The following is a 25,880-nucleotide window of genomic DNA, read 5'->3' on the forward strand; positions in this document are numbered from 1 at the left end:
AACTAATTTTTGTCTGACAAATTGCATTCCAGACGAATGCGACGGATTGAACCGACGCGAATTGACGTTGGAGGGTACAATGGCGCCAAGTCTCTCAGATCGCCGGAAAGTTGGCGAAACCGCGCTTGAATTACCGGTCTTCGGGTTTGGCGCCGCCCATCTGGGTGAACTCTATGCCAAGGTCGACGAGGCGCGCTCACAGGCAACTTTGCAGGCGGCATGGGACGCTGGTGTACGCTATTTCGACACCGCCCCCTGGTATGGTCGTGGCCTGTCAGAACATCGCGTCGGCAGCTTTTTACGCAACCAGCCGCGTGACCAGTTCTGTCTCACCACCAAGGTCGGTCGCACCCTCAAGCGGCCTGCCGATCCGGCCCATTTTGACCGTTCGCCCTGGGTGGGCGGGCTCAATTTTGAGGTCGTGTTCGACTATTCCTATGACGGCATCATGCGCTCCTACCAACAGGCGATGCAGCGACTGGCTATCGACACTATCGACGCGCTGGTCATCCATGATCTGGATGCTGCCTATCATGCCCCCGACGCCTTCGCCGCTCATCAGCGCGATCTGGTCGCCACCGGCATGAAGGCGCTTGAAGAGCTTAAAGCTGCGGGCGACATCAAGGCCTACGGCATGGGCATCAATACCAGCGAAGCGCTGGAGACAGTAGCCTCCCAGGTCCAACTCGATTTTGCCCTCGTGGCCATGCCCTATACGTTGCTCAATCAATCGAGCCTGCATGCCGGGCTCAAGACCTGTATCGACAACAAGACCAGCGTCATCATCGGCGCGCCCTTCGCCTCGGGCATTCTGGTGACCGGTTCGGGCGCCGATACAAAGTATGGCTACGACAACGCCCCCGCCGCCATTCAGGAAAAAGTGCGCAATATCGAGGCCGTTTGCGCTGATCATGCCGTGGGTTTACCGGCTGCGGCGCTGCAATTTGTCCTCGCTCATCCTGCCGTTGCCGCTGTCATCCCGGGCGCAGCGCGCCCCGAGGAAGTCACGCAGAATATTGCTTCGCTGCAATCCGATATTCCGGCTGCGTTCTGGTCAGACCTCAAGGCAAAATCCTTGATCGATCCTGCGGCACCAACCCCTTCGGGATCAAACTGATGGCCGACGCTCCCCTGATTGCTGCGCGTGGAATCTCCAAGCAATTTGCTGGCGTTGAAGTCCTTAGCGATGTCGATCTGGACCTTGTGGCCGGTGAAATTCACGCGCTGCTCGGCGAAAATGGCGCCGGCAAATCCACCTTCGCCAAAATTCTCGCCGGCGTTCACCGTCCCACACGCGGCACGCTTGCCCTTAACGGTCAGCCCGTCGAGGTCAATAATCCCATTGTAGCCCAGCGGCTGGGCATTACCCTGATCCATCAGGAACCCATATCTTTTCCCGACATGTCGGTGGCCGAAAATCTTGTGCTCGGTCGCTCCGACAACGCCCTGTTGGGGCGGGTGCCGTGGGCCGAAATGGAGCAGGGCGCCAAAGACTTGATGACTCAGCTTGGCGTCCGGATCGATGTGACAAAACCCATGCGCGGTCTGTCCATAGCCGATCAGCAAATGGTCGAAATTGCCCGCGCGCTCGCCAGCGACAGCCGTCTCATCATCATGGACGAGCCCACCGCGCCCTTGACGCCCAAGGAAGTTGATACCCTGTTCAAAATCGCCCGCCGCTTGCGCGACGAGGGCCGGACCATCGTCTTCATTTCCCACCGTCTTGAAGAAGTTCAAGCGCTGTGTGATCGCGCCACGATTTTTCGCGATGGCGCGCTGGTCGATACGGTTGAAGTGGCCGATGTCACCGATGAAGATATCATCAAGCTGATGATCGGCCGTCCCTTGCGCGAACTCATCCACAAGACCGGCAGCGAGATCGGCGAGGTGGCGCTTGAGGTCAGCGGGCTGACCCAGCCGGGCACGTTCAAGAACATCAGTTTTTCGGTGCGCAAGGGCGAAATCGTCGGGCTCGCCGGTCTTGTCGGCGCTGGCCGTACCGACGTGGCGCGCGCCATTTTCGGCGTCGCCCCCGCCCAGTCGGGCACCATCAGCGTCAATGGCGCACAAGTCAGTATTGCCGAGCCATCCGACGCCATTGATCTGGGCCTGGCTTTCGTGCCCGAAGATCGCGCCGTCGCCGGCATTTTCAAGACGCTGTCAGTTGAACACAACATCACCGCCACCGTGCCGGGCAAGATCGCCCCGCGCGGCTTTATCAGCCGCAGTATCGAAAAGGCGCTGACCGCTGAATCGGTCAAGCAATTGCGTATCCGCCTGGCCTCGGTTCGCCAGCCCATCGGCGAATTGTCGGGCGGCAATCAGCAAAAGGCCATTCTGGCGCGCTGGCTGCATACCGATCCGCAAATCCTCATTCTCGACGAGCCGACGCGCGGCATCGATATCGGCGTCAAGGCCGAGTTCTACGACATGATCGGCAAGCTCGCCGCCGACGGTCGCGCCATTCTCTTGATCTCCTCGGAACTGCCCGAATTGCTGGCGCTTTGCGACCGAATATTGGTGATGGCCGAGGGCGAACTGACCGCTGATCTTGTGCGCGCCGACGCAACGCAGGAAACCATCATGCACGCCGCCGTGCCCAAGACCGGCAACCACGCACAGGAGAACGCCGCTTGAGCCTGATCACCAAATTCCTCAGTACATTGCTGCATCGGCGCGAGGCTGGAATCGCTGTCATGATCGTCTTGCTGGCGCTGGTGGTTGGCGCCATCCAGCCGCGATTCCTGACGCTCGAAACTCTGCGCATCATCGCGCTCGCCATTCCGCTGATCCTGATCGCCGCGATGGGCCAGATGATGGTGCTGGTTGCTCGCCATGTCGACCTGTCAATCGGCTCGATCCTGGCCTTTTCCTCAATCATTGCCGGCATCATGTTCCGGGATCTGCCCGAGGTGCCGATCATCATCTCGATTATTGCCGCCATCGCCTGCGGGGCTGCGCTCGGCTTTGTCAATGGCGTCATCGTCACCCTGTTCAAACTGCCCTCGATCATTGTGACTTTGGGCACGCTCAGCCTTTATCGGGGTCTGGTATTTCTCGTGTCCGGCGCTCGTCAGGTCGATCCGCAATATATCCCCAGATCGCTGATCGAAATGTCCCAGACCTCACCGATATTTGGCATTCCCTGGATTGTCATCCTCGCCTTTGTCATTGCGCTCCTGACGTATTTCTTCCTCGATCACGTCCGGCTCGGCCGCCAGATTTATGCGCTGGGCTCCAACCCGGTAGCGGCACCCCTGCGCGGCATCAAGGTGGTGCCCCTGACCATTCTGGTATTCACCATGTCTGGCGCTCTGGCGGGCCTCACCGGCATCATCTACGCCTCCCGTTTTGGCTACGTGAATCCTGGCATCACCGGCGTCGGTTTCGAGTTCACCGTCATTGCAGCCGTCGTTATTGGCGGCGTCTCGATCAATGGCGGCGTCGGTACGGTCCTGGGCACGGTTCTGGGGGTCATTCTCCTGGGCATGGTCAACGTTGCCCTGCCGTTGCTGGGCGTCTCCGCCTTCTGGCAGGACGTTATCTACGGAGCGGTCATCGTCATCGCGCTGCTGATCGACAAATCGGTGCGTGATCGCAGCGCCAGGGCATTGGCCGCAGCCAGGAGTGCCGCATGACCACCCGTACCGAGACTGTAAAACACACCCGCGATTCAGCCGACGCGCGCCCGATGTGGCAGGTGGTGCTGGTCCGTCCCGAAGTCATGACCTTCGCCCTGCTGGTTGGTGCATTCATCATTGCCAGCAACCTCTCGCCGTTCTTTTCCGACGCACAGTTCATTCTGGAAAGTTCAACCTACTATGTGGAATATTCCATCATCGCGCTGGTGCTGACGCTGGTCATTATTTCAGGTGAAATCGACCTGTCGCCTGCCGCCATGATGGCGCTCTCCGCCTGCGTCTTTGCCGCGCTTTATCAGGCAGGCCTGCCCATTGGCCTTGCCATGATCGCGTCGCTGGCAACCGGGGTGTTGATGGGCCTGTTCAACGGCATCTTGGTGGTTGTGTTCAAACTCCCCTCGATCATCGTCACCATCGGCACGTTGACCCTGTATCGTGGACTGGCTCAGGTTCTGGCAGGTGATCGGTCGATTGGTAAATTCCCGCAATGGTTCAACGGCATCGATTATCGTCTGATCCTTGATGTGCCCGTGCCGGTCATTGTGTTTGTGATTATATCCATCGTGCTCGCCGCAATCCTGGGCACCACCGTTGTCGGTCGTCAGATCTATCAGGTCGGCACCAGCGAAATAGCCTCGATCCATGCCGGCATCCGCGTGCGCCGCATCAAGCTTGGCCTGTTCGTGGCCATGGGCGTTGCCAGTTCCATCGGTGGCCTCTTGACCGCCTCGCGACTGGCCTCGGTGCGCTACGACATGGCCACCGGCGGCGAACTGCAAATGGTGCTGATGGTCATGCTCGGCGGCACCTATATTTTCGGTGGCCGTGGTTCGATCCTCGGCACTTTTCTGGCATCCTGGCTTCTGGTGATCATCGCCACCGGCATGACCGTCGCCAATATCGCCATCACCGCCCAGCTAATCGTGATGGGCGCATTGCTCATCATTTCAATAATCGCGACCAACGCGATTTATGCCCGCACCCAAAGGTAAGGGCCAAAGCCGCACGACGTTTCAACTTCAGGAGGACTCAAATGTTCAAGAAATCGCTGCTTCTCGGAATTTCACTCAGCGTCGCGCTGATCTCTGGCGCCGCGCTGGCGCAGGACCCGGTGTCCATCGTCTATATTCCCAAAAACACTGGCAATCCCTACTTCGACTCCTTGGTTGCTGGCTTCGAAGATGCCTGCAAGGAGCTCAATTGCGAATTCACCATGGCCGCCCCGGCGACCGCTGAAGCCACTTCGCAAATCCCGTTCATCACCGCCCAGACCCAGCGCGGTGTTGATGTCATTGCCATTTCACCCAACAGCCCCGACGCCATGAACCAGGTGCTTGATCGTGCCCGTTCGCGCGGAATTCTGGTCTTGGCCGTCAATGGCGATCTGGTTGACAATTACGAGCACCGCGACGCGGCCATCCTGCCGGTCGATTTCACCAAGACTGGGCCAGGACAGATTGAACTTGTCGGCTCGATGATCGGCTACAAGGGCGATATCGCGGTTCTTTCGGCCACCACTGATGCGCCCGATCAGAACACATGGATTGCCGCGATGGTCGATAGCCTCAAGACCAATCCAAAATACAAGGACATGAATCTTGTCGCCACCGTCTATGGTGATGACGAACCACAAAAGTCGACCACCGAGGCCGAAGCCCTGCTTCAAACCTATCCTGACCTCAAGGGCATCATTTCGCCGACCACCGTTGGTGTCGCCGCTGCGGCTCAGGTCATCCAGTCCGCCGGCAAGGCCGATGAAGTCAAGCTGACCGGTTTGGGCACCCCCAACCAGATGCGGCCCTTCATCAAGGACGGTACTGTTGAAGCCGTTCAGGCTCTGGAGCCCCTATAATGAAGGCCTGCTCGCGGCCTACTTCGCTGTTGGCGTCAAGAATGGCACCATCAACAACGAGGTTGGCGCAACCTTTGAGGTTCCAGAACTGGGCACCATCACTATTGGCGAAAACAATGTGATGAACACCCAGGCCGAACTCACGACCTTTAACGCCGACAATATCGACGATTTCGACTTCTGATTTGTCTTGGGCGCCGGCACATTGGTGTCGGCGCCTTTGTCGGTCCTACCCGTTTGGAACATCATCATGAACACCTATGACTTCAACGACCGCGTTGCCATCGTCACCGGGGGCGGGCAGGGCATTGGCTTTACCGTCGCCCAGCGCATTCTGGCCAGCGGCGGCAAGGTTGCCGTCTGGGACATAGACACAGCGCTTCTCGACAAGCTGGCGGAAAATCTTGGTGTCGGCCCGGATCGTCTTTTGGGGCTCAATGTCAATATTGCCGACCTGTCAGCGGTCAGGGAAGGCGTCACCGCCGTACTGGAAAAATTCGGCAAGATCGATGTACTGATCAACAATGCCGCCATCGTCGGCCCCAACGCTCCCACCTGGAAATATCCGCCAGAAGCTTTCAATGATGTGGTCCAGATCGGCCTCATCGGCACATTCAATGTCTGCCACGCCGTCGTGCCGCATCTGATCGCCCAAAATTATGGTCGCATCGTCAATGTCAGTTCCGTCGCGGGCAAGGAGGGCAATCCCAATGCCCCCGCCTACTCATCAACCAAGGCTGGCGTTCTGGCGCTGACCAAATCGTTGGGCAAGGAACTGGCCGGATACGACATCGCGGTCAATGCAGTCACCCCAGCCGTCGCCAAAACCACCATGGCCATGAGCCAGGATCCCGACTTCCTCAAGATGATCCTCTCCAAGATACCGCGCGGGCGAATGCTCGAATTGTCCGAAGCCGCCTCGATGATCTGCTGGCTCGCCACCAAGGAAAATTCCTTCACCACCGCCTCAACCTTCGATCTCTCCGGCGGTCGCGCTACGTATTAGCGGCGCTAGCGCCGGATGCAGCCCAAAAAAGGGACGCCGAACATTATGTTCCAGCGCCCCGAAGGCTCATATCAATGCTCGAACTGGCTAGTACAGAACTGTAGAAGCCGGCGTGCTCGTCATGTCCCTGTCTGTCGACTTGGCAAAGTGCTGGTCGACCTGCTGGGTCTTGGCCTGGGCCTCCTGACACTGGGTGATGCGCGCATTGATGGCAGACTGCTCATCAGTGCTCAGTTCCTGTGTCAACGACACTGGCGGGTTTTCCAGCATCATGCAGTTTTGAGTGCTGGCGCTTGCCGGTGTGGTAAAGGCAAATCCACCAGCCACCAACAGTGCCAAAGCCGCCGCACCATGGGCAATCTTGCGAGAGTATGAATTCTTGGTCATGATCATTTTCCATTTTTCCGCGCCGCTAAAACTGTCAAAGCCGGGGAGGTTCGGCCCAGTTTCCGCCCGCAAAATCAACCTGCCAGACCCCACATTACGCCATGCTGTCGGCCACCATAAAAATTGGATAGTTGACACAACTCTCAAATTTACCGCGCACCCAGCCCCAACCGCGCGCCTTCCGATCATGGTATGCAAATGGGAAAACTGGTGCTGCCGGACAGGATTGAATTATATGAAACTCAATGAATTCAATGCCTTGTATGGCGTTTTGTAGCAGTGTAGTGGGAGTGAAAATGTAGCGTTTCCGTTGAGGGATATCAAAGAGCAATCAGCTATCGAAAATGGATAAGTGTTTATCAGTCTTGTCGCCGGGTGTCGTAGACTTCCATTCAGATTGATCCGGACGCTAAATGAGACGTTTGGATGTGAAATGTCCATGGAGAACTGATTGAGAGCCGGGATGCCGTTTTCCTCGGAACAGTCCACGTTAACAGTGCCAAGGCCAGAGAATTTTTAGGCTGAGGACCGTCATACACAATTTCGGAAGGCCTTGCTCAATATGGTGAACACAGGTGCAGGTTGACTGAAGGGGAAGTGATGACCGTTTACTCGGCCAAGCGCGCCGTCTAGACTGAGAGCCTTCGAAAAATCTATTTACCATCTGGAGACCGGGGAGCGGCTGCTGCGCCTCTGATCGAAGTTTGAATTCGTGCCACGAATTCGGTCGTGCGCTCTAGCCAAATCAAGGACGGTATATGATTTTCCGACGTATAATGGTGGTTTTTGGTACGCGACCCGAAGCCATAAAAATGGCTCCCGTTATTAAAGAATTGAACGGATCAAAATTTCTCGAAGTAATTGTATGCGTTTCGGCGCAACATAGAAATATGTTGGATCAAGTTCTTAATTTGTTCGAAATACAACCGGATTTTGATCTTGACCTCATGAAGCCAAGTCAAACACTTGAATCGATTACTTGTGCTATAATCCAGAAAATTTCTCTAGTTATTGATAAGGTGCGGCCTGATTTGGTGTTGGTGCATGGTGACACCACCACGGCATTCGCTGCAACACTTGCTGCCTTCTATAAAAAAATTGCTGTCGGTCATGTCGAAGCTGGCCTCCGATCCGGTGATATACATTCCCCTTGGCCAGAGGAAATGAATAGGCGATATGTAGGCCAGATCGCCAGTCTTCACTTTGCCCCAACCGCTGCGGCGCGCGACAATTTGCTTGCGGAGGGCGTTGCTGCGAATAAAATCTGGGTCACGGGAAATACTGTTATCGATGCCCTTTCGGTTGTTTTGGAACGATCGAGTAGGGATGGGCGCGTTGGCGGTGTGATACCCAGCATCGCGGGGCTCCAAAAAGACGCCAGAATCGTCCTTGTCACGGGACATAGAAGAGAAAATTTCGGGGATGGAATTGAGGCTGTGTGTCGAGCGTTAAAACGGCTTGCGGAAAATAAACAGGTCAGCATCGTGTATCCAGTCCACCCAAATCCTAATGTGATGAAACCGGTGCATCGGCTCCTTGATGGCGTTAAGAACGTCCATCTCATTGATCCGATGGACTACCAATCTTTCGTGGACCTGATGAGTAAGTCCCACATTATTATAACCGATTCCGGTGGTGTCCAAGAAGAGGCGCCGTCATTGGGCAAGCCTGTGCTAGTTATGCGGGATACCACCGAGCGGCCCGAGGCGGTATCGGCTGGCACGGTGCTGCTTGTTGGTGTGGATGAAAACCGCATTTTCGACGAAGCATCACGTCTATTGGCAGACGCTTCTTACTATGCAGCTATGAGCGCAGCCCATAATCCCTACGGCGACGGGCATGCGGCTGATCGCATTGCTCGGATTATTGAAGGAACTTTGGACGTCCATGAATTTTGATAAATTAAAGGTCTCAGTCGTTGGCCTTGGCTATATCGGGCTGCCGACCGCGGCCGTTTTGGCGAATGTCGGCCACGACGTCGTCGGTCTGGATGTGAATCCCAAGGTCGTAGACATGATCAATCTTGGGGAAATCCACATTGTTGAAAAGGACCTCGATGGGTTGGTCCAAAAGGCGGTGGCGGCTGAAAGCCTACGTGCCACATTGCGCGCCGAGTCTGCGGACGTCTATATCATCGCGGTGCCAACGCCGTTCAAGGACGGGCATGAGCCTGATTTAAGCTATATCCAGCAAGCGGCACACTCCATTGCTGGTGTGTTGGGGCCCGGTGCCCTTATTATTCTTGAGTCAACATCACCGGTGGGAGCCACCGAAAAACTAGTCGAATGGTTGTCGTCCACGCGACCTGACTTGACCTTTCCAACGAGCGCGGAATCGGAACCGGACGTGAACATTGCCTACTGCCCGGAGCGGGTGTTACCTGGCAGCATAATCGCCGAGCTTGTGAAAAATGACCGCGTTATTGGCGGGGTGTCGTCCATCTGTTCAGCAAGGGCAAAGCGATTTTACGAAACATTCGTACGCGGTGAGTGTATCGTGACGAGGCTCACGCGCCGCAGAGATGACCAAGCTGACCGAGAATGCGTTCAGGGATGTTAATATTGGCTTTGCCAATGAGCTGTCCCTGATCTGCGACAAATTGGGCATTAATGTCTGGGAGCTTATCGGTCTGGCTAACCGGCATCCCCGGGTTAATATACTTAACCCGGGGCCTGGAGTTGGGGGGCACTGCATAGCTGTAGATCCCTGGTTCATCGTCCACGCGGCGCCCGACGAGGCGCGGCTGATTCGAACAGGCTCGGGAGGTGAACGATAACAAGCCAAATTGGGTGGTGGATAAGGTAAGTTCGGCAGTCAAGGAAGCGGCAGATCGCTGCGCAGAGGTGACAGTTGTCTGCCTGGGACTGGCCTTTAAAGCAAATGTCGATGATTTTCGTGAAAGTCCCGCGCTAGAGATTGTTGAGATGCTCACCCGACAGGACGTGTCCCAGCGCCTCTTGGTGGTCGAGCCATTCATCGAATGCCTGCCCGCCTCACTTGAGGGTCACGTCCAACTGATGGGGTTGGAGGAGGCGTTGGCGCAGGCCGATGTAGTCGTTCTGCTCGTCGACCACCTGCAATTCAAGGCTGTTGATCAATTGTTGCTGGCGGGCAAAACCGTCATTGACACGCGTGGTAGTTGGCTATGAAACAGGTGATCATCAGTGAAGGCGACGTCAGGCTTGAGGACGTTCCTGCCCCAATGGTGCAGCCCGGCTTTATCGTTATTAAAATGAACCACTCCTGCGTGTCGGTTGGAACCGAGATGTCGGGGGTAACGGCGACTGGTCGCTCGCTCGTGCGACGCGTGCTTGACCAGCCCAAGCACGTCCAGAAGGTCGCTGACCTAGTTCGCACGGATGGGCTATCCAATGCAGTGCGCCTCGTGCGAGAACGTTTGGCGGTGGAACTGCCGACAGGTTACTCGGGCGCAGGAACAGTGGTCGAGGTAGGTAAGGGTGTTGCCGATTTCAAGATTGGCGACCGGGCTGCTTGCGCTGGAGCGCAATGTGCGTTCCATGCCGAATTTGTCTGTATTCCAACTAATCTGGCAATCAAGATTCCTGATACGGTCGGATTTCCCGACGCGTCCACGGTGGCTCTGGGGGCGATAGGCTCTTCAAGGGGTGCGGCGGGCGGCACCAACGCTTGGGGAAATCTTCGTTGTAGTTGGGCTAGGCTTCATTGGCCAACTGACGGCACAGATGCTCCGATCCAACGGTTGCCGTGTAATCGGTGTGGATGTCGATGGCGGGCGCATTGCAATGGCGCAGTCAATGGGTCTTGACTGGGGAATTCACCCGGACGATTTTGACCAGATTACTCAGGTCGCCCGCCTCACCGGTGGTACGGGCGCAGATGGTGTGATCATTACGGCTGCAAGCCAGTCCGACGAGATTGTGTCCGCGGCTTTTAAGATGTGTCGGAAGAAGGCCCGTGTTGTCCTTGTGGGCGACGTCGGACTCGACCTGAGCCGTGCTGATTTTTACGCCAAGGAACTGGATTTTCTCATTTCGTCGTCATATGGCCCCGGTCGATACGATGAGCACTATGAACAAGGCGGGTTGGACTACCCTATTGGCTATGTGCGCTGGACCGAAGGTCGCAACATGGCTGAGTATTTTCGGTTGCTTGCCGACGGGTTAGTTGATCTTTCAAACCTTGCCACGGAAATTCATCCGCTTGCTAAAGCGGCGGATGCCTATGGGGCGCTGAAAAACGGACCTCAGAAACCCCTGCTCGTTTTGCTGTCCTATGAACTTGGCCACGATGTCCAACCACGGCGGCGGTTGGACATCCCTGGGGTCGCGGCGAGGAAACATGCTGGACGCATTCGTGTCGGGCTGATCGGTGCCGGCGGCTTTGCCAAGGGCATGCACCTGCCCAATATGGTCGAGATGGCAGACACTTTCGAGCCTTAGGGGCGTCGCCAGCAAGACCGGACACAATGCAGCCTCCACAGCGAAGCGTTTCGGCGCTAGCTATTGCACGACCGACCATTGGGAGGTACTCCACGACCCGGACATAGATGCGGTAATTATTGCCACGCGACACAACACACATGCATCCTTGGCGCTGGATGCGCTGCGCGCCGGCAAGCACGTGCTGGTTGAAAAGCCCCTGGCGCTTGAACAGACGGAGATTGCGGAGATCGAAGCCTTCTATTCGGGAGGTGCCCAGCCCAAACCGCTGCTGCTGACCGGGTTCAATCGTCGTTTTTCGCCCTTTCTCGAGAGAATTTCGGCTGGTGTGGCAGGACGATCCAATCCAATGATCATCAACTATCGGATGAATGCGGGATACATACCGCTCGATCACTGGGTTCATGGGCCGGAAGGAGGGGGGCGCAATCGCGGTGAAGCGTGCCATATTTATGACTTGTGCACGTTCGTGACTCAATCTGAAGTCTTGTCGGTCGACGCGAAATCGATTGTCCCAGCGACGGAGTTCTATTCCGCTTCGGACAATTTTGTAGCTACGATGCAATTCCGAGACGGGACGGTTGCGACATTGACCTATACGGCGTCTGGTTCAACGGAATTTCCCAAAGAGGCAATGGAAATCTATGTGGACGGCAACATCTTCAGTCTTGATGAATATCGATCATTAAAACTGGTCGGAGCGCGAGGTGAAAATATAGAGGCTCCGCAAGGCGGATAAGGGGCAAAAGCAGCAACTCAAGGCTTTCGCCAACGCCATTAAGAGCGGCGGCGCCTGGCCAATTCCACTTTGGCAGCAGGTTCAGGCCACTAAGATCGCGCTTAGCGTGGACGAGGCAATGAAAGCTTGATCGGTATGAAACAAACGACAGGTACACCCACCGTTTTGCTTCGGGTCTTCGCAATGCGCCACCGGATATTTTTTTGATTTTTTCAATATTTTCCATCCTTAGTTCACTGTCGGAATTCAACTCAAGCATGCCTGAACTGACATAAAAGTGTAGGTCAAGTAAAATGAACGTTCTTGAATGGAAATCCAATGATGTATTAGCGCTCCGCATCCTAGAAATTTCCCGGGCGTTACTTCTCGTGGCAATAGCGGCTTCGGCGCTCTACCAGCTACAGCGCTACTCTCTGTTTCCGTTCGCAGCAACAGGAAGGTTTGCGCTTTTCGTTGGTGTGTTGGTATTGGTTTCTTACGCCCGCCCTCGGTTGATTACGTCAATACCCACGCTCATCTGGTGTTTGGCGGCCACTGTCGCTTGGGCGGGCGTTAATACATATCTTCTCTTTGGTCCACAACTGGCGTTGGCGGCCACTGCCAGGTTCGCAAACGTTATGATCGTTGCACCACTCGCCTCGGTATTGTTCACCGACCAAAAGCACATTGGGCAGGTGTTCGCTGTTTATGTGCTGGTACTTACTGTGGCATTTCTGTCGATGATCTACCAGTATTATGGCGGCACACTGGAGGCCATTGTCGGAAGTTACATTGCTATTCGCGCCGACCTCGTGCGTTACATGACCGTCGTTGGGGAACCGAATGTTGGCGGAATGGTCGCAGTGCTCGGCTTTATCGTTGGCGTAACAATCCCAAAGCGAATGATCGCATCCGTTATTATTGCGGGTGTGTCCGTTGCGTTTGTTGTCATGACGCTATCAAAGGCTGCCCTCGTGGGGTTAGCCTTGGCCGTGGGGATGTTAATTTTTATGCCAACGAAGGATAGGTCCAGGATAATTTCCAGGTCCACTATTTCAGGTCTTCTGGGATTGACAGTCTTGTTTTGTTTAGGCGCCAATAATTACCTTATTACCGCGTTTCAATCAGTCCTAGGGAATATTCCCGGCGAACCCTCCGTCATAGGCGACTTAGCCAACAGACAACTCGGTGGTGGATTATCCGAGGTTCCTGTTGCCGGCGTGGAGGCCTCTTCTTACCACTGGCGCGATGCGATAGGGGTTTTGTTTGGCTTATCCTTCGGAATTGCGGGGAGCGCCGCCCAAGAAATCCTTGGCTCGGGCGTCAATGTCGTTCTGCCTCACAACTCCTATATGGAGATGTACTTAACGGGTGGCATCGTCATGCTTGGGGTCATGGTTATTTTGATGGCAAATGCGTTCCGGCGTATTGTATCTGATGTCCTTAGATCCCGGCGCGCCGAGGAGCAGTGCGCGCTGGTATGCATGACGGTCCTATCATGTTGGATGTTCGTCTATCCTATCATCTACGAACCTGCTACGGGTGCATTGTTCTGGTCCATCATAGGCTATGGAAACCGCCTCTCCCATTCGAAGCATGAAGACTGAAGAGAATACCTTGAAAGTACCGTTCATAGATATCAAGCGCTATGAAGATGGCTTCCTTGATGCTGTAAGCGCAAAGTTTGCAGCTATGTTGGCCGACGCGCAGTTCATGGGCGGCGCCGAAGTGCAGCGACTTGAGGCGCGCTTAGGAGAATTGTTGGACGTAAAATCGGTCGTCACCTGTGCCAATGGCACCGACGCCTTGCAACTGGCACTACGGGCGTTGAATGTCGGGCCTGACGATACAGTTTTGGTGCCCGATGTCACATTCTGGGCGACCTTTGAGGCCGTGGTAAACGTCGGCGCTATGCCAGCTACACTTGACGTTGAGTTAAGTGATGGGGGAATTTCTGTTGCGGCGCTTCGGCGTGCTATTCACGACCTAAAACCGAAGGCCGCCATAATTGCGCATCTCTACGGGTGGGGCAGCGGGCGACTTGCCGAAATCAGGACGATCTGCCGTGACGAAGGAGTGTTATTGATCGAGGATGGTGCTCAATGCCTAGGGGCAGCCTATCAAGGTCAGCCGATCTATAAAGGTGCCCTGATCTCCACTGCATCATTCTATCCCGCGAAGGTCCTGGGTGCAGCCGGTGACGGCGGCGCTATAATGACCGACGACCTAGAACTAGCATCGCGCACGCGCCGTTTAGCGAATCATGGACGAACAGCGCACTACGGCTATGCGGATGTTGGTTGGAATTCGCGTCTGGATAGCCTTCAGGCCGCCTTTCTCAACTTGAGTTTGGACCACTTGGACGCGAGGCTGGCTTCGCGTCGTCGCGCCGCAGCTTATTATCAGGACGTGTTACCCAGCTTGGGAATTAGGATAATGATGCCGCCGGACGCCTACGTAGAAAATGGTTATTGCAATGTGTGTATGTTTGACGACCCTCAGAAAAAGACGGCTGTGGAGTCAGCGTTGAGGCACGCAGAAATTGGCTTTGGAAACATTTATCCTGGAGTGATTTCAGATCAGCAGGGCGCGCGCAGTTATATGTGCACGCACGTGGGGGGCGTGCGGGTCGCCAGCTTTGCGCTTCGGTGTTGAATTTACCACTTTTTCCTTACATGAGAATGACCGAACTTGAACGAGTCGTGAATGTCGTGGATGAGGCGGTTCGAACCGTATGATCAAGTCGTCGAACATGAATCAGGACGTATTTGTTCACAGTTCCGCCCACGTGTCCGAAAAAGCACGGATTGGTCCGGGCACCAAGGTTTGGATCAATGTGCAAATCCGCGAGGACGTTGTGATCGGCGAACACTGCATCATCTCGAAGGATGTTTATGTTGATCACGGAGTCAAGATCGGCCGCCGGTGTAAGATCCAGAACAGCGTGTCGATCTACAATGGTGTTGAGATCGCAGACGACGTCTTTGTCGGCCCCAATGTCTCCTTTACCAATGACAAGGTGCCAAGGGCATTTAATTCTGACTGGAAAATTACGCGAACAATGATCGAGAATGGAGCAAGCCTTGGCGCAAACTCAACCATTATCTGCGGTGTTACCGTTGGTGAGTTCGCGATGGTAGCAGCTGGAAGCGTGGTTACCAGGGACGTCGAGTCATTTACGCTTGTAGTAGGTAATCCCGCGAGGCCCGTCGCCAAGATCGACAAAAGCGGCAATCGCGTGAAGGAGGTCTAGGCCATGTCCGACCTACCTTTGCGAGTGGGACTCGTCGGTCTGGGAAAAATGGGCCAGAATCATTTGCGTGTCCTTTCAATGCTCCGGGGCGTGGAATTGGCATTTCTCGCAGACTCTGATTTGTCCTTGGCCGAGCGGCTTGGCGCAAGTTACGGTATTCCGGCGTTAGAGGACCTATCGCAGGCCACGGGGCCGGCAGATGCAATCATCATATGCACACCAACGGTTACCCACGCGAATTTTGTCCGACTCTCCTCGACAACGGTCAGAAATATCTTTGTCGAAAAGCCGCTTGCCGGCACTTTGGCGGAAGCTGAGGAAATCGCTGCATTTTCTGCCGAGAATGGCCTGAACATCCAAGTGGGATTCATTGAGCGTTTCAACCCCGCGGTGCAAGAGGCTCAAGTCGATTCTGGATCGCGCGGAACGAGTGGTCAGCATCGACTTCACACGCACTAACAAACTCAGGCTCACGCATTACCGATGTCGATGTCGTAACAGACCTAATGATCCACGATATTGATCTGGCCCTTTATCTGAATGGTCCAGCTAAAGAAGTGGTTGCGCATGGTTTTGCCCGAGACAGTATGATTGATTTTGCATCCGCCTTGATAACTCACGACAATGGGCGATTTTCACGTATCCAAGCCAGCCGCATAACAGACAAGAAGAAGCGACTTATCGAGGCGACTTGCATCGATAAGTTCGTTGATTGCGAGCTGCTACGAAAGGAGATCATCATCAATCGGCAGTCAGAGATACGGCAGGCGGAAGGACAGCCGTACACGATAACGGCGATACAGGAGGCCGTGGAGGTTCGTCCGCAGGAAGCATTGCTGACTGAGTTGCAAGCCTTCGTTGCCAGTTGCCGCGGCGAAGCGTCCGCGGATTTACCTGGTGTGGAAGCCGGACTACAAGCAATGCGCATTTGTGATCAGATTCAGCGGGCGGTGACGGTATGACGGCAATTCGAAGCTTCAAGGATGAGGTTGTACTCGTAACAGGCGGCGCTGGTTTTATCGGCAGCCATCTTGTTGATAAGTTGCTTTCCGAGGGTGCCGCTGAAGTTGTGGTCATCGACAATCTGTTTCTTGGCTCGGAGGATAACTTGTCCCAAGCGGTCGCAAGCGGCAAGCTTGCGTTTTATCGCGATGACGCGGAGGTCATGACTAGTCTCGAGTATATTTTCTCACGGCATGCGATCTCGGTTGTTTTCAACTGCGCGACCAAGGCACTGAACTACTCGTTTCTTAACCCAGCAAATGCGTTCGCCACGAATGTGGCCGTTGCGCTCAATCTGTTGGAGTTGCAGCGGCGCGGCGCTTTTCGCACGCTGTGCCATTTCTCTACTTCAGAGGTATATGGTTCCGCTGTCTATGAACCGATGGACGAAAAGCACCCTCGCAATCCCACCACCACATATGCAGCAGGCAAGGCCGCGGCGGATTTGGCGGTGGAAAGCTATGTCCACATGTTTGGGCTGGACAGTTTCATTGTCCGTCCGTTCAATAATTATGGCCCCCGACAAAACCACGAGGGCATGATGGCAGGTGTGATCCCCATCACCGCTTGGCGCATTTTGCACGGTGACAAACCCGAACTCCACGGCGAGGGTAACCAGAGCCGCGATTTCATATATGTTCATGACACGGTGGATGCTGTTGTGAAATTGTTCGGTGTGTTGCCGGCGGGCGAGGCGGTCAACATTGCTACCGACAATCAGATCACCATCGCGGCGCTTATAGAGCGCATCTGCAGTCAGATGAGCCTACGCAGGTGAAATCGTTCGCAAGCAGGCCCGGCATGCTGACGTGCTGAGCCACAGCGCCAGCAACGTAAAAGTACATTCCCTCATCGAATATTCGTTGACCGATTTCGACGCGGGTCTGAAGGCGACGTTGGATTGGTACACTCTGCGCTCCAAGGAAGGTACCCAGTGAAATCTATCCGACTTATGAGGCCCAATATCTCCTTTGATGAGGTCGAGGCAGATTTTCGGGAGGTATTTGAAGGCGGCATGTTTACGCGCGGGCACCACTGCGAGGCCTTTCGCCATGATATTGTCCGGTACACGGGAGCAAGTCATGCTCATCTCGTCACATCAGCAACAACGGCTCTGTGGGTTTGCTTGAAGCTTCTGAAAATCAAGGCCGGCGACGAGGTGATCGTTTCTGATTTTTCATTCCCCGCGACCGCCAACGTTGTCGAAGATCTTGGAGCACGCCCAGTATTTGCTGATGTATCGCTTAGCACCTTCAATATGACGCCGTCTGCCCTTGAAGCTGCAGTCACCCCGGCAACCCGGGCCGTAATATTTGTAGATGCACTCGGCAATCCGACAGGGGTTACAGCTATCCGCGATCTATGCCGACGCCTCGGGTTGCCGCTGATAGAGGACGCCGCTTGTGCGATCGGCAGCGCCGAAGCGGGCGCGCGCTGCGGCACCATCTCTGACGCAACATGCTTCAGCTTTCACCCCCGGAAACTGTTGTGTACCGGCGAGGGTGGCGCCATAACGACAAATCGGGCGGACTGGGCTGACTGGCTAGATGTCAAATTGGCCCACGGCGCCCGGGGGATGAAAGGCGTTGCGCTCGACTTCGTCAATTACGGATACAATTTTCGGCTCCCTGAGTTACAGTCGGTGATGGGACGAAAGCAACTGGCCAAACTGGACAACATCATAGACGAGCGCAATCGCATCCGCGACCGCTATATCGACGTGATGGCACCACTTGGTTTTGTGGCACAATCGGTGGGTTCAGACGTTCGCTATAATGTTCAGTCAATGGTGTTCAAGGTGCCGACCGGCTGCAGTAGAGATGGTCTGATCGGCAAGGCTCAAGAACCTTGGTATCGAGACCACAATTGGCACTTACGCAATGAGCAATTGCACATACTTCGCCGGGAAATACGGCGAGCCGCGGCCAAACTCGACTTGGCTGGAAGCGAACACGATTACACTGCCCTGTTATCTGGGGCTGGATGTTTCGGTGGTCGTTGACGCGGTAGCGTCAGTTTTGGCCAACTGACTGTGCGGCCATTGGTAATTGTGACGGGCGCAGGCGGGCTAGTGGGGGCCCACATAATGCATAGCCTAGCCCAAATGTCGACAATCAGGCCGATAGGCGTAGTTCGCAGGCCGCTGTCCGACTTGGTCAATGGGGAGCAGGTGGTCGTTGATCTGACGGTTGGCAATGAGTGCGAGGAACTTGCAAGTCTTTCTCCTTCAGTTATCGTCCACGCTGCCGCTGTACTGCCCAACTCGCTGGATGACGAGCATGCCGCGGCGGCAAATACCCAAATCGACTCCAACATATTGGAACTAGCTATAGCATGTGACGCGCGTGTAATTTTTGTTTCAAGCGTGAGCGTATACGCGAACTCGGCGCTGCCATGGACGGAGGCCTCGGAAATTGGACCGCTTCCCGCGTACCCAGCGTCAAAATACGCCACAGAAAAGAAAATTCAGCGCCTCGATGCCGCCAATTACATAATGAGGATCAGTTCCCCCTACAGCGCTACCCACCAAGGTCGCCAAGGAGTTCTGTACAACTTTGTTAGGCAGGCTGTTGCTGGGCAAGATTTGGTCGTCGTTGGAACAGGTGACCGAACGCAAGACTTCATCCACGCTCAAGATATTGGAAGCGCTGTGCGTCTTGCAGTGATTCGCATGGTAGGCCACGACGCGTCACGTTTTTCGGATATCTATAACATAGTAAACGGCTCGCCCATTTCCATGCGCTTGCTGGCGGAAAAAATCGTCAATATATGTGGCGCGGGGCGAATTGTTTACTCCGATGACCACGGGCCAGCAAATTTCTACCGCGCCCAACTGTCACGGGAGCGGGCAATGGCCAATTTAAATTGGAAGCCCAGCGTTCCAATTGAGCCTTGGTATTGCACAATTGGCACGTCGAATGAGAGGCTGCAATGAAGATTGGCTTGTTGTCTGATGCACATGGCAACCCGGAGGGTCTTGAGCGCTGCCTATCGGCACTCCATCGGATCGCGGTCGATAAGATATACTTTCTAGGCGACGCCGTCGGCTATTTTTCTGGGTGGAGAGACGTACTTCGACTGCTCCATGACAACGAGGTGGACGCTGTCTTGGGAAACCACGACGACATGATCTTAGCGGGAAAAGTGGATGACTCAGATTCTAGGCTCTTATCAGCTGAAAGCCGAATATTTAGAAGAGATAGGCGACTATTTGGACTGGATGCGTGCGTGGCCGCGTCAACGTGAGGTATTGTGCGACGGGTACAAACTGCTGCTAGTGCATGGGAGCGCTTTGGACCCAACCAACGGTTACGTATACCCTTGGTCGGATCACACAGTCTTCGCTGATGTGGATGCGGATGTGATAGCGATGGGACATACTCACCGGCCATTTGTTGCCAAGGTAGGGGGCACGACACTTCTAAACGTTGGATCGTGCGGCCTTCCGCGCGACATAGGCAATGTCGCAAGTTGCGCAAGCTTTGACAGCGACACGGGCGAGTGCAGCGTTCATCGAGTGCGCGTCGACACCCCAAAGCTGCTCGCACGAGTAGCTTCTCCGCATCAGGACGTGCTGAAGTGCCTTGATCGACGTGCGAGTGAGTTTGTCGGAAACCTTGTTGAGGGGTTTAAGTAATGGAAAGAAAAAAATGGCGACGACGGCTCGTTGGGCGATTGAGGCGCTACCTTTCATTTGGGGTGCCCAAAGCACGCCGAATAATGGCAATGGCGTTCCCAACGAGCTGCCTTTTGTTTTATCTTATGATAAGATGACCGGGCGCGTAATTCAAACGCCCAGCTCAGTTGTCGCCGACTGTCTGGCAAATGTCTACGAATTGGGTTCAATCCTTGGCAGCAATGTTGATGAGATTGGCGCTGGTCGGCAATATGCCGACGACTTTCTGGAGTTCATTTCCGAATGGGTTCAAAAGACCCCGGAATGCTCGCGGCAGAGCCTACTGGAGATCGGGTGTGGCAATGGATACATGCTTGATCGCCTTAGGGGGTCGTTTACTTCAGTTATTGGAATTGAACCGGGGCCTCAAGGCCAGTCCGGCGCCGAGCGCTACGGAATAGAGGTTATCAAGGATTTCTTTCCATCGCCCCAGCTTCACGGGCTCAAATTTTCGGCGATTGTTTTAATGTCTGTGTTTGAGCATGTTGACGATCCTGTCGCCTTGGCCGCTATGCTTGGCGACTATCTCGAGCCTGGCGGCCGGATTTTCGTGTCGGTTCCAGACGAGGGCCCATACATCAGAAATTTTGATGTCTCTACGCTTTTTCACGAGCATTGGAGCCTATTTCGACCAAGACACATTGCTCAATACGATGGTACTTGGCGGTCTGGATGCTAAGCGTTGTGAGGCAGCCGCATTTGGTGGGTCTGTCTACGCTGAACTTTCGCCAGCCACAGAAAAGACGACGCTTTCGAAACAGTCGGTCGCCTCGGCCATTGCGACCGCAACTCGTTATATTGAGAACGGACAGGCGAGTTGCGATCTTCTGCGCGATTTCTGCCAACGGGCGCTTGCAGACAACAGAAAATTGGGCGTCTATGTACCAGCCAGATTTGTGAATTCCATGCGGATAATTGGAATACCATTTAATGGCGTACGCTTCTTTGATGATGACCCAAGTTTAGTCGGAACTTTCTATCCTGGAATTCCCATCGCAATAGAGAGCAGGTCGTCGTTGATAGAGGACCCCGTTGATACGTTGATAATAATGTCTCGAACCTTTGGCGGCGCGCTGAAGAAGGTTTTGTTGGATGTTCTACCAGTTGGAATTGAGATCATGCTGATCTCGGATTTGGCAGATATAGATCCGCAGAGCGCAGCAAATGATTAACGTTCTTGTAACCGGTGTAGGAGGCGGCGGTGTTGGGGAGCAGTTGATCAAAGCGCTCGGCATGTCGACGCTGCCGATGCGTGTAATTGGTACGGATCTGGATGTTGACGTAGCCAAACATAGTGGAGCAGATGGTTGTCATTCCTTGCCGCGTGCGAGCGATCCCGCCTACGTTGAGAAATTGTTGGGTGTGTGCAGGCAGGAGCGCGTCGATGTTGTGTTGCCGGGGTCCGAACCTGAACTGCGGGCAATGGCCGCCAGCGCAGATGAAATCCGCGCTAATGTCACTATGGTGGCCGTGAACGATGCGAACGTGATTGCCACCTGTTCGGACAAATTCGAGACAACACGTTTTTTGGTGGCGAACGGATTCGATTGCCCACAGAGTTGGCTTATTGAGGCGCTTGTAGACCTAGATGAAGTAAATTTGTTCCCGCTGATAGTTAAGCCGACCGTTGGTGGTGGGTCACAGAATGTTTATCTCATCCAGAATGACGATGAATTGCGGATGATCGTCGGTTTCCTCCTTCGGTATTATGACGCCGTGCTGCTTCAGGAGTATGTTGGACGTGTAGATCAAGAATATACGGTAGGAGTACTATTTGATGGAAATGGCAATCTCATCAACTCTATTGCATTGAACAGGTTCATACTAACCAGTCTTAGTAACAGGATTCGGGTTCCCAACAATACTGGCCGCGCGGATTTGGGTGACGTTTTAGCGGTTAGCAGTGGGGTTTCTCAAGGGCGGGTTGAGGCTTACGATATGGTTCGGCACCACTGCGAGAAAGTTGGAGCCGCGTTGGGTGCCAAGTATGCTATAAATGTGCAATGTCGCGTTGCGGACGGCAAAGTCATGATCTTTGAGATCAATCCAAGATTCTCGGGCACGTCGTCGATAAGGGCCATGCTCGGGTTCAACGAGCCCGACCTTCTCATACGTAAGCACGTTCTCGGAGAGGATATCTCCGATACGCCCCCTTACCGATTTGGTACGGTACTGCGCGGCCTAAAAGAAACGTTAGTCTAATATGGAGGATTCTGAGGCGATAGCAGTTGTTGACTATGGTGCGGGCAATATAGGCTCAGTTTTGAACATGATCCGCAAAGCTGGTGGGCGGGGGTTCGCTGCCAGTCGATCCGAAGATTTAGCTGCTTCAAGCAAAATTATTCTACCTGGGGTTGGCAGCTTCGACAACGCCATGAGTCGGCTATCGGCGTTGAGGTTTGTTGAGCCGCTAAAGGACCATGCCCGCGCAGGACGGCCACTTTTCGGGATTTGCCTAGGCATGCAGCTGTTATCTGACGCAAGCGAGGAGGGCGGACTAGAAGGCCTTGGCCTTATTCCTGGTGAGGTCCGCCGCTTCGATTTTGACGGCGAATCTATCGGGTTGAAGGTGCCTCACATGGGTTGGAACGGGGTGACCCCTGCAAAGGAACACCTACTATGCCGGGGCCTAGAAAGTGATGCGCGCTTTTATTTTGTGCACTCGTACTTTTACGATACCCAGAACCCCGCCGACGCGCTTTTTTACACTGAGTATGGGCAGCGGTTCGCCTCTGGCGTGCATCGTGGCAACGTCATGGGTGTGCAGTTTCACCCTGAAAAAAGTCACCGCTTTGGCATGCAACTTTTAAAAAACTTCATCGAGCTCTGACCATGCTTCAAACTCGACTAATGCCCTGCCTGCTTATGAGCGGGGAGCGCTGGTGAAAACGGTGCGGTTTACGGAGTTGGCTTACATCGGTGATCCGGTGAACGCCGTGCGGATATTCAATGAAAAGGAAGTCGACGAACTCGTACTGCTCGATATTCATGCCACGACGAGGAACGCCGGCATTGATTTCGACACACTGGGTAAGTTGACCTCAGAGTGCTTCATGCCGATTTGTTACGGCGGCGGCGTTCGCAACGTCAATGATATGCGACGCCTTTTTGCTATGGGAATAGAGAAAATTGCCCTTGGAGCCTGCAGCATTTGAAGAACCTGGGTTAGTCCGGCGCGCCGCGGATGAATTCGGATCGCAGGCCCTCGTTGTCTCGCTGGATGTTAAGCGAAATCTTCTCGGGGGTTATTCCACTCGTATCAGAAACGGGAAAATCGATATCAAGCGAAAACCCGTTGACGCTGCACGGTATATAATTTCGGAAGGGGCGGGCGAAATTTTGCTTTACTCAATCGATGGAGATGGAACTTGGTCTGGATTTGACCTTAAACTTCTGACAGAGGTTAGCAGTTCAGTGGGTGTGCCCGTAATTGCAACTGGCGGTGCCGGTTCGCTTCTGGATGCGACCTTGGCAGTCAAGGAGGCCGGTGTATCCGCAGTGGCCATCGGTAGCCTTGCCGTTTTTCAAGGGAAAGATTTGGGCGTGTTGATCAAGTTTCCGTCGCGACCTGACCAAGAGGCGGCGTTTGAATAGGAAGATTCTAGCATGCTCGTTTGCTCTCGCTGCATTTATGACGAAACCGTCCCCAACATCTCATTTGATCCGGTAGACGGCGTCTGCAGCTACTGCCGTCAGATTGAGGCTATGGAAGCTGAGTATCCGACTGGTGCCGAGGGCCTTGCGCGCCTCGATAAGATGGTTGATGAAATGCGAGCCGCCGGCAAAGGCAAAAAATACGATGCCATTATAGGCGTCAGCGGCGGGTGCGATTCATCTTACCTCGTGCACCAGATGAAAGAGGTGTACGGTCTCCGTTTGTTGGCGGCGCACTTTGACAATACGTGGAACTCAACCATTGCTACCGAGAACATACACAGTGTGCTCGAAAAGCTTGGTGTCGACCTATTCACAATTGTGGTCGATAACAAGGAATACGACGATATCTATCGCTCGTTCTTAAGCGCTGGGGTGAAGGATATTGATTGCCCGACCGACATCGCCCTTGCGACTACGCTATATAAGGCGGCGGAGAAATTTGGCGTCAAATACATGATTGAAGGGCATTCGTTCCGAACGGAGGGCATAGCGCCCTTGGGCTGGGTCTACATGGATGGAAAGTACATCCAGTCCGTGCACGAAAAATACGGAACGCGTCCGATGAAAACTTTTCCCAATTTATGGATGAAAGATCAGCTTCGCTGGATGCTGTTCAGCGGCATAAAAAAGGTTCGGCCGCTCTACTATATGGACTACGACAAAGAGGCCGCAAAAAAGTTGCTGGCCGAAAAATACGGTTGGCAGTGGTACGGCGGTCATCATCTTGAAAACAGGTTTACGGCCTTTGTTCATAGCTATTTCTTCCCCACGCGGTGGGACACTGACTTTAGAATCGCGGGATATTCGGCCTATTGCAGGAATAACTGGATGCCTCGAGAGGAGGCGTTAGCCTTGATGCGCGAGCCGCCGCACATCGAATCGGACTTGGTGGACTTCGTTAAGAAACGACTTGGATACTCGGATTCTGAATTTAGTCAGATTATGAATTTGCCAAAAAAACCTACAAGGATTTCGTCACATATAAAAAGACATTTGAAAAAATGCGTCCATTCTTTTGGGCCATGTATAAGGCAGATCTTATTCCCAAGAGTTTCTATATGAAATACACAGAAAAATCTTAATATATATGGAAACAAGTAAACCAATATTACAGTATGGAAGTTTGGCGGGCTGGCCTTATTGGCTCGCCGAGGGGTTGACCTCTATTGGCGCTCCGTCTGAAAACGTCATCCCCGAAGACTCCGACTTCGCCGACCTTAATCGCCGGCTGCCACATCATTCGGCCGTTGCCTCAAAGTCTGAGTCGCGAGCCAGAAAATTCCTGAGGCGCGCTTCTTTTCTGGCCCAAATACCATCGCGATATTCCCTGATCCATTATCATGGTAGCCACCTGCTGCGCGGAACCATGCATCATCTGTTGGAAGGGCCGTACCTTTCGTTGCGCAGCGTACCGATGATCGTTAGTTTTGGCGGTAGTGACGCACGGATAATCGAGTTGGCACGGCGCAACAACCCGTACTTCTATCGCGATGCCGATCCTGAACAAGACGAGCGGACGAGAACGTACCTTCGCGCAATTTCTAAATACGTACAAAACGTTGCTACGGACTGCGAAATGATTGAATATGTCGCACCTTATTTCGAGCGTGTGTTCACGTTCCGACAACCGCTCAATCTATCGCGATTCCAGATCTCGGTTTCGCCTCAGCGTCGCTCGCCTGTTGTGCTCCACGTTCCTACCGATACTCATGTCAAAGGAACGGAGCAGATTGTTGCAGCGGTGGAAAGGCTAAAGGCCGAAGGGCTTCAGTTCGAGTTCAAATTGGTGCGTCAGTTGGCGCAGAAGGAATTCTACAGAGAACTCTCGAGTTGCGACATTTACGTCGATGAGTTGAGGTGTGGCTCGTACGGGGTGACCGCCGTAGAAGCAATGGCGTACGGCAAACCCGCAATCACCTACCTCCGGCCCGATCTGGTCGAAAAATACCCCTCAGACCTGCCGCTTGTGAACGCAAATCCTGACACAATTACGGACGTTCTGCGCGGCCTAATAGTTGACGACGTCAGACGAGCCAATATTTCCGAGCTTAGTCAATCATATGTGCGGAAGTACCATGATGATAAGGTCGTAGCACATGCAATGCTGGAAGTTTACAAAGCAATTGGGCTCGCCAAGTCAGAAACCTGATGCTCCTGTAAAATTAGTACATCTGCCTCAGAAGAAACTATTAGCCGGAATTATTCGACGATATGTCCGGCCAGAGGGTGACGCTCAAAGTTGAAGGATGATCTGGCACAGCGGCAAT

34 protein-coding genes are annotated in these 25,880 nt (G+C 54.1%); 33 read left to right on the top strand and 1 reads right to left on the bottom strand.

The window, feature by feature from the left end:
* The first annotated feature begins 79 nt into the window (after nucleotides 1-79).
* The 7 genes from PSQ19_RS17125 to PSQ19_RS17155 all read left to right on the top strand — a co-directional run bounded on the left by PSQ19_RS17125 (nucleotide 80) and on the right by PSQ19_RS17155 (nucleotide 6,499).
* Nucleotides 80-1,117, top strand: a complete 1,038-nt coding sequence (locus PSQ19_RS17125) for an aldo/keto reductase (protein ID WP_282218729.1) — start codon at nucleotides 80-82, stop codon at nucleotides 1,115-1,117.
* Entirely contained in the window at nucleotides 1,117-2,637 is a 1,521-nt protein-coding gene (locus PSQ19_RS17130; RefSeq protein WP_282218730.1) for a sugar ABC transporter ATP-binding protein, read from the top strand. Before PSQ19_RS17125 ends, PSQ19_RS17130 begins: the two co-directional genes overlap by 1 nt.
* Complete coding sequence (locus PSQ19_RS17135; RefSeq protein ID WP_282218731.1) at nucleotides 2,634-3,638, top strand: ABC transporter permease; 1,005 nt, start codon at nucleotides 2,634-2,636, stop codon at nucleotides 3,636-3,638. The genes PSQ19_RS17130 and PSQ19_RS17135 overlap by 4 nt, the downstream gene beginning before the upstream one ends.
* A complete protein-coding gene (locus PSQ19_RS17140) occupies nucleotides 3,635-4,633 on the top strand; it encodes an ABC transporter permease (protein WP_282218732.1) in 999 nt (332 codons plus the stop codon). The genes PSQ19_RS17135 and PSQ19_RS17140 overlap by 4 nt, the downstream gene beginning before the upstream one ends.
* A gap of 41 nt (nucleotides 4,634-4,674) precedes the next feature.
* A complete protein-coding gene (locus PSQ19_RS17145) occupies nucleotides 4,675-5,493 on the top strand; it encodes a substrate-binding domain-containing protein (protein WP_282218733.1) in 819 nt (272 codons plus the stop codon).
* The gene (locus PSQ19_RS17150) at nucleotides 5,462-5,677 is read left to right on the top strand and encodes a type 1 periplasmic-binding domain-containing protein (protein ID WP_282218734.1); all 216 of its coding nucleotides are present in this window, start codon (nucleotides 5,462-5,464) and stop codon (nucleotides 5,675-5,677) included. Before PSQ19_RS17145 ends, PSQ19_RS17150 begins: the two co-directional genes overlap by 32 nt.
* A 66-nt stretch (nucleotides 5,678-5,743) precedes the next feature.
* Complete coding sequence (locus tag PSQ19_RS17155; RefSeq protein WP_282218735.1) at nucleotides 5,744-6,499, top strand: SDR family NAD(P)-dependent oxidoreductase; 756 nt, start codon at nucleotides 5,744-5,746, stop codon at nucleotides 6,497-6,499.
* A gap of 87 nt (nucleotides 6,500-6,586) precedes the next feature.
* On the opposite strand, the gene PSQ19_RS17160 is transcribed toward PSQ19_RS17155, so the two are convergent.
* Nucleotides 6,587-6,886: a hypothetical protein gene (locus tag PSQ19_RS17160; protein WP_282218736.1), complete on the bottom strand. Its 300-nt coding sequence runs from the start codon at nucleotides 6,884-6,886 to the stop codon at nucleotides 6,587-6,589.
* A 776-nt stretch (nucleotides 6,887-7,662) separates the two neighbouring features.
* On the opposite strand from PSQ19_RS17160, the gene wecB reads away from it, so the two are divergent.
* The 26 genes from wecB (at nucleotide 7,663) to PSQ19_RS17265 (ending at nucleotide 25,762) form a co-directional block, all read left to right on the top strand.
* Nucleotides 7,663-8,784 carry a non-hydrolyzing UDP-N-acetylglucosamine 2-epimerase gene (gene wecB, locus PSQ19_RS17165; RefSeq protein WP_328517776.1) on the top strand — a complete coding sequence of 374 codons (1,122 nt, stop codon included), beginning with the start codon at nucleotides 7,663-7,665 and terminating at the stop codon, nucleotides 8,782-8,784.
* Nucleotides 8,774-9,445 (top strand): NAD(P)-binding domain-containing protein, encoded by a 672-nt coding sequence (locus tag PSQ19_RS19540; protein ID WP_328517683.1) that lies wholly within the window; start codon nucleotides 8,774-8,776, stop codon nucleotides 9,443-9,445. Before wecB ends, PSQ19_RS19540 begins: the two co-directional genes overlap by 11 nt.
* Nucleotides 9,408-9,662, top strand: a complete 255-nt coding sequence (locus PSQ19_RS19545) for a hypothetical protein (RefSeq protein ID WP_328517684.1) — start codon at nucleotides 9,408-9,410, stop codon at nucleotides 9,660-9,662. The genes PSQ19_RS19540 and PSQ19_RS19545 overlap by 38 nt, the downstream gene beginning before the upstream one ends.
* Complete coding sequence (locus PSQ19_RS19550) at nucleotides 9,652-10,035, top strand: UDP binding domain-containing protein (protein WP_328517685.1); 384 nt, start codon at nucleotides 9,652-9,654, stop codon at nucleotides 10,033-10,035. The genes PSQ19_RS19545 and PSQ19_RS19550 overlap by 11 nt, the downstream gene beginning before the upstream one ends.
* A gap of 116 nt (nucleotides 10,036-10,151) precedes the next feature.
* Nucleotides 10,152-10,673 carry an alcohol dehydrogenase catalytic domain-containing protein gene (locus PSQ19_RS20025; protein ID WP_407649175.1) on the top strand — a complete coding sequence of 174 codons (522 nt, stop codon included), beginning with the start codon at nucleotides 10,152-10,154 and terminating at the stop codon, nucleotides 10,671-10,673.
* Nucleotides 10,579-11,307, top strand: coding sequence for a zinc-binding dehydrogenase (locus PSQ19_RS17175; protein WP_407649176.1), 729 nt, complete (start codon nucleotides 10,579-10,581; stop codon nucleotides 11,305-11,307). The genes PSQ19_RS20025 and PSQ19_RS17175 overlap by 95 nt, the downstream gene beginning before the upstream one ends.
* Nucleotides 11,237-12,046, top strand: a complete 810-nt coding sequence (locus tag PSQ19_RS17180) for a Gfo/Idh/MocA family protein (protein WP_282218739.1) — start codon at nucleotides 11,237-11,239, stop codon at nucleotides 12,044-12,046. Before PSQ19_RS17175 ends, PSQ19_RS17180 begins: the two co-directional genes overlap by 71 nt.
* Before the next feature lie 293 nt (nucleotides 12,047-12,339).
* Nucleotides 12,340-13,632: a hypothetical protein gene (locus PSQ19_RS17185; RefSeq protein WP_282218740.1), complete on the top strand. Its 1,293-nt coding sequence runs from the start codon at nucleotides 12,340-12,342 to the stop codon at nucleotides 13,630-13,632.
* 10 nt (nucleotides 13,633-13,642) lie between these two features.
* A complete protein-coding gene (locus PSQ19_RS17190) occupies nucleotides 13,643-14,680 on the top strand; it encodes a DegT/DnrJ/EryC1/StrS family aminotransferase (RefSeq protein WP_282218741.1) in 1,038 nt (345 codons plus the stop codon).
* A 79-nt stretch (nucleotides 14,681-14,759) separates the two neighbouring features.
* The gene (locus PSQ19_RS17195; protein ID WP_282218742.1) at nucleotides 14,760-15,278 is read left to right on the top strand and encodes an acyltransferase; all 519 of its coding nucleotides are present in this window, start codon (nucleotides 14,760-14,762) and stop codon (nucleotides 15,276-15,278) included.
* 3 nt (nucleotides 15,279-15,281) lie between these two features.
* Entirely contained in the window at nucleotides 15,282-15,737 is a 456-nt protein-coding gene (locus tag PSQ19_RS17200; RefSeq protein ID WP_282218743.1) for a Gfo/Idh/MocA family protein, read from the top strand.
* Nucleotides 15,738-15,754: 17 nt separating this feature from the next.
* On the top strand, nucleotides 15,755-16,240 hold the full coding sequence (locus PSQ19_RS17205) for a Gfo/Idh/MocA family protein (protein ID WP_328517777.1): 486 nt from the start codon (nucleotides 15,755-15,757) through the stop codon (nucleotides 16,238-16,240).
* The gene (locus PSQ19_RS17210; RefSeq protein ID WP_282218745.1) at nucleotides 16,237-17,058 is read left to right on the top strand and encodes an NAD-dependent epimerase/dehydratase family protein; all 822 of its coding nucleotides are present in this window, start codon (nucleotides 16,237-16,239) and stop codon (nucleotides 17,056-17,058) included. The genes PSQ19_RS17205 and PSQ19_RS17210 overlap by 4 nt, the downstream gene beginning before the upstream one ends.
* 31 nt (nucleotides 17,059-17,089) lie before the next feature.
* Nucleotides 17,090-17,218 carry a hypothetical protein gene (locus PSQ19_RS17215; RefSeq protein ID WP_282218746.1) on the top strand — a complete coding sequence of 43 codons (129 nt, stop codon included), beginning with the start codon at nucleotides 17,090-17,092 and terminating at the stop codon, nucleotides 17,216-17,218.
* Nucleotides 17,219-17,232: 14 nt separating this feature from the next.
* Nucleotides 17,233-18,282 carry a DegT/DnrJ/EryC1/StrS family aminotransferase gene (locus PSQ19_RS17220; protein WP_282220732.1) on the top strand — a complete coding sequence of 350 codons (1,050 nt, stop codon included), beginning with the start codon at nucleotides 17,233-17,235 and terminating at the stop codon, nucleotides 18,280-18,282.
* A gap of 48 nt (nucleotides 18,283-18,330) precedes the next feature.
* A complete protein-coding gene (locus PSQ19_RS17225) occupies nucleotides 18,331-19,215 on the top strand; it encodes an NAD-dependent epimerase/dehydratase family protein (protein WP_282220733.1) in 885 nt (294 codons plus the stop codon).
* Entirely contained in the window at nucleotides 19,212-19,526 is a 315-nt protein-coding gene (locus tag PSQ19_RS20030) for a metallophosphoesterase family protein (RefSeq protein ID WP_407649025.1), read from the top strand. Before PSQ19_RS17225 ends, PSQ19_RS20030 begins: the two co-directional genes overlap by 4 nt.
* The gene (locus PSQ19_RS20035; RefSeq protein WP_407649179.1) at nucleotides 19,501-19,917 is read left to right on the top strand and encodes a metallophosphoesterase family protein; all 417 of its coding nucleotides are present in this window, start codon (nucleotides 19,501-19,503) and stop codon (nucleotides 19,915-19,917) included. Before PSQ19_RS20030 ends, PSQ19_RS20035 begins: the two co-directional genes overlap by 26 nt.
* Entirely contained in the window at nucleotides 19,874-20,635 is a 762-nt protein-coding gene (locus tag PSQ19_RS17230; protein ID WP_282220734.1) for a class I SAM-dependent methyltransferase, read from the top strand. The genes PSQ19_RS20035 and PSQ19_RS17230 overlap by 44 nt, the downstream gene beginning before the upstream one ends.
* Entirely contained in the window at nucleotides 20,598-21,128 is a 531-nt protein-coding gene (locus PSQ19_RS17235; protein ID WP_282218747.1) for a hypothetical protein, read from the top strand. Before PSQ19_RS17230 ends, PSQ19_RS17235 begins: the two co-directional genes overlap by 38 nt.
* A complete protein-coding gene (locus PSQ19_RS17240; RefSeq protein WP_282218748.1) occupies nucleotides 21,121-22,158 on the top strand; it encodes an ATP-grasp domain-containing protein in 1,038 nt (345 codons plus the stop codon). The genes PSQ19_RS17235 and PSQ19_RS17240 overlap by 8 nt, the downstream gene beginning before the upstream one ends.
* 1 nt (nucleotide 22,159) lies before the next feature.
* Nucleotides 22,160-22,786, top strand: a complete 627-nt coding sequence (hisH, locus tag PSQ19_RS17245) for an imidazole glycerol phosphate synthase subunit HisH (protein WP_282218749.1) — start codon at nucleotides 22,160-22,162, stop codon at nucleotides 22,784-22,786.
* A 52-nt stretch (nucleotides 22,787-22,838) separates the two neighbouring features.
* Nucleotides 22,839-23,111 (top strand): HisA/HisF-related TIM barrel protein, encoded by a 273-nt coding sequence (locus tag PSQ19_RS17250; protein ID WP_282218750.1) that lies wholly within the window; start codon nucleotides 22,839-22,841, stop codon nucleotides 23,109-23,111.
* Entirely contained in the window at nucleotides 23,092-23,550 is a 459-nt protein-coding gene (locus PSQ19_RS17255) for a HisA/HisF-related TIM barrel protein (protein ID WP_282218751.1), read from the top strand. Before PSQ19_RS17250 ends, PSQ19_RS17255 begins: the two co-directional genes overlap by 20 nt.
* 12 nt (nucleotides 23,551-23,562) lie before the next feature.
* Nucleotides 23,563-24,675 carry an N-acetyl sugar amidotransferase gene (locus PSQ19_RS17260; protein ID WP_282218752.1) on the top strand — a complete coding sequence of 371 codons (1,113 nt, stop codon included), beginning with the start codon at nucleotides 23,563-23,565 and terminating at the stop codon, nucleotides 24,673-24,675.
* Nucleotides 24,676-24,736: 61 nt separating this feature from the next.
* The gene (locus PSQ19_RS17265) at nucleotides 24,737-25,762 is read left to right on the top strand and encodes a glycosyltransferase family protein (RefSeq protein ID WP_282218753.1); all 1,026 of its coding nucleotides are present in this window, start codon (nucleotides 24,737-24,739) and stop codon (nucleotides 25,760-25,762) included.
* Nucleotides 25,763-25,880 lie beyond the last annotated feature (118 nt).

Source organism: Devosia algicola, assembly GCF_028816455.1.
GTDB lineage: Bacteria > Pseudomonadota > Alphaproteobacteria > Rhizobiales > Devosiaceae > Devosia > Devosia algicola.

What these genes read in the sequence shown, in the direction of transcription:
- PSQ19_RS17130 (WP_282218730.1), top strand. Translation starts at nt 1,117, where the DNA reads ATGGCCGACGCTCCCCTGATTGCTGCGCGTGGAATCTCCAAGCAATTT.
- PSQ19_RS17140 (WP_282218732.1), top strand. Translation starts at nt 3,635, where the DNA reads ATGACCACCCGTACCGAGACTGTAAAACACACCCGCGATTCAGCCGAC.
- PSQ19_RS17160 (WP_282218736.1), bottom strand. Translation starts at nt 6,886, where the DNA reads ATGACCAAGAATTCATACTCTCGCAAGATTGCCCATGGTGCGGCGGCT.
- PSQ19_RS19545 (WP_328517684.1), top strand. Translation starts at nt 9,408, where the DNA reads ATGACCAAGCTGACCGAGAATGCGTTCAGGGATGTTAATATTGGCTTT.
- wecB (WP_328517776.1), top strand. Translation starts at nt 7,663, where the DNA reads ATGGTGGTTTTTGGTACGCGACCCGAAGCCATAAAAATGGCTCCCGTT.
- PSQ19_RS20025 (WP_407649175.1), top strand. Translation starts at nt 10,152, where the DNA reads ATGTCGGGGGTAACGGCGACTGGTCGCTCGCTCGTGCGACGCGTGCTT.
- PSQ19_RS20030 (WP_407649025.1), top strand. Translation starts at nt 19,212, where the DNA reads ATGAAGATTGGCTTGTTGTCTGATGCACATGGCAACCCGGAGGGTCTT.
- PSQ19_RS19540 (WP_328517683.1), top strand. Translation starts at nt 8,774, where the DNA reads ATGAATTTTGATAAATTAAAGGTCTCAGTCGTTGGCCTTGGCTATATC.
- PSQ19_RS17185 (WP_282218740.1), top strand. Translation starts at nt 12,340, where the DNA reads ATGAACGTTCTTGAATGGAAATCCAATGATGTATTAGCGCTCCGCATC.
- PSQ19_RS17220 (WP_282220732.1), top strand. Translation starts at nt 17,233, where the DNA reads ATGAGGCCCAATATCTCCTTTGATGAGGTCGAGGCAGATTTTCGGGAG.
- hisH (WP_282218749.1), top strand. Translation starts at nt 22,160, where the DNA reads ATGGAGGATTCTGAGGCGATAGCAGTTGTTGACTATGGTGCGGGCAAT.
- PSQ19_RS17200 (WP_282218743.1), top strand. Translation starts at nt 15,282, where the DNA reads ATGTCCGACCTACCTTTGCGAGTGGGACTCGTCGGTCTGGGAAAAATG.
- PSQ19_RS17145 (WP_282218733.1), top strand. Translation starts at nt 4,675, where the DNA reads ATGTTCAAGAAATCGCTGCTTCTCGGAATTTCACTCAGCGTCGCGCTG.
- PSQ19_RS17240 (WP_282218748.1), top strand. Translation starts at nt 21,121, where the DNA reads ATGATTAACGTTCTTGTAACCGGTGTAGGAGGCGGCGGTGTTGGGGAG.
- PSQ19_RS17155 (WP_282218735.1), top strand. Translation starts at nt 5,744, where the DNA reads ATGAACACCTATGACTTCAACGACCGCGTTGCCATCGTCACCGGGGGC.
- PSQ19_RS17195 (WP_282218742.1), top strand. Translation starts at nt 14,760, where the DNA reads ATGATCAAGTCGTCGAACATGAATCAGGACGTATTTGTTCACAGTTCC.
- PSQ19_RS17210 (WP_282218745.1), top strand. Translation starts at nt 16,237, where the DNA reads ATGACGGCAATTCGAAGCTTCAAGGATGAGGTTGTACTCGTAACAGGC.
- PSQ19_RS20035 (WP_407649179.1), top strand. Translation starts at nt 19,501, where the DNA reads ATGCGTGCGTGGCCGCGTCAACGTGAGGTATTGTGCGACGGGTACAAA.
- PSQ19_RS17125 (WP_282218729.1), top strand. Translation starts at nt 80, where the DNA reads ATGGCGCCAAGTCTCTCAGATCGCCGGAAAGTTGGCGAAACCGCGCTT.
- PSQ19_RS17260 (WP_282218752.1), top strand. Translation starts at nt 23,563, where the DNA reads ATGCTCGTTTGCTCTCGCTGCATTTATGACGAAACCGTCCCCAACATC.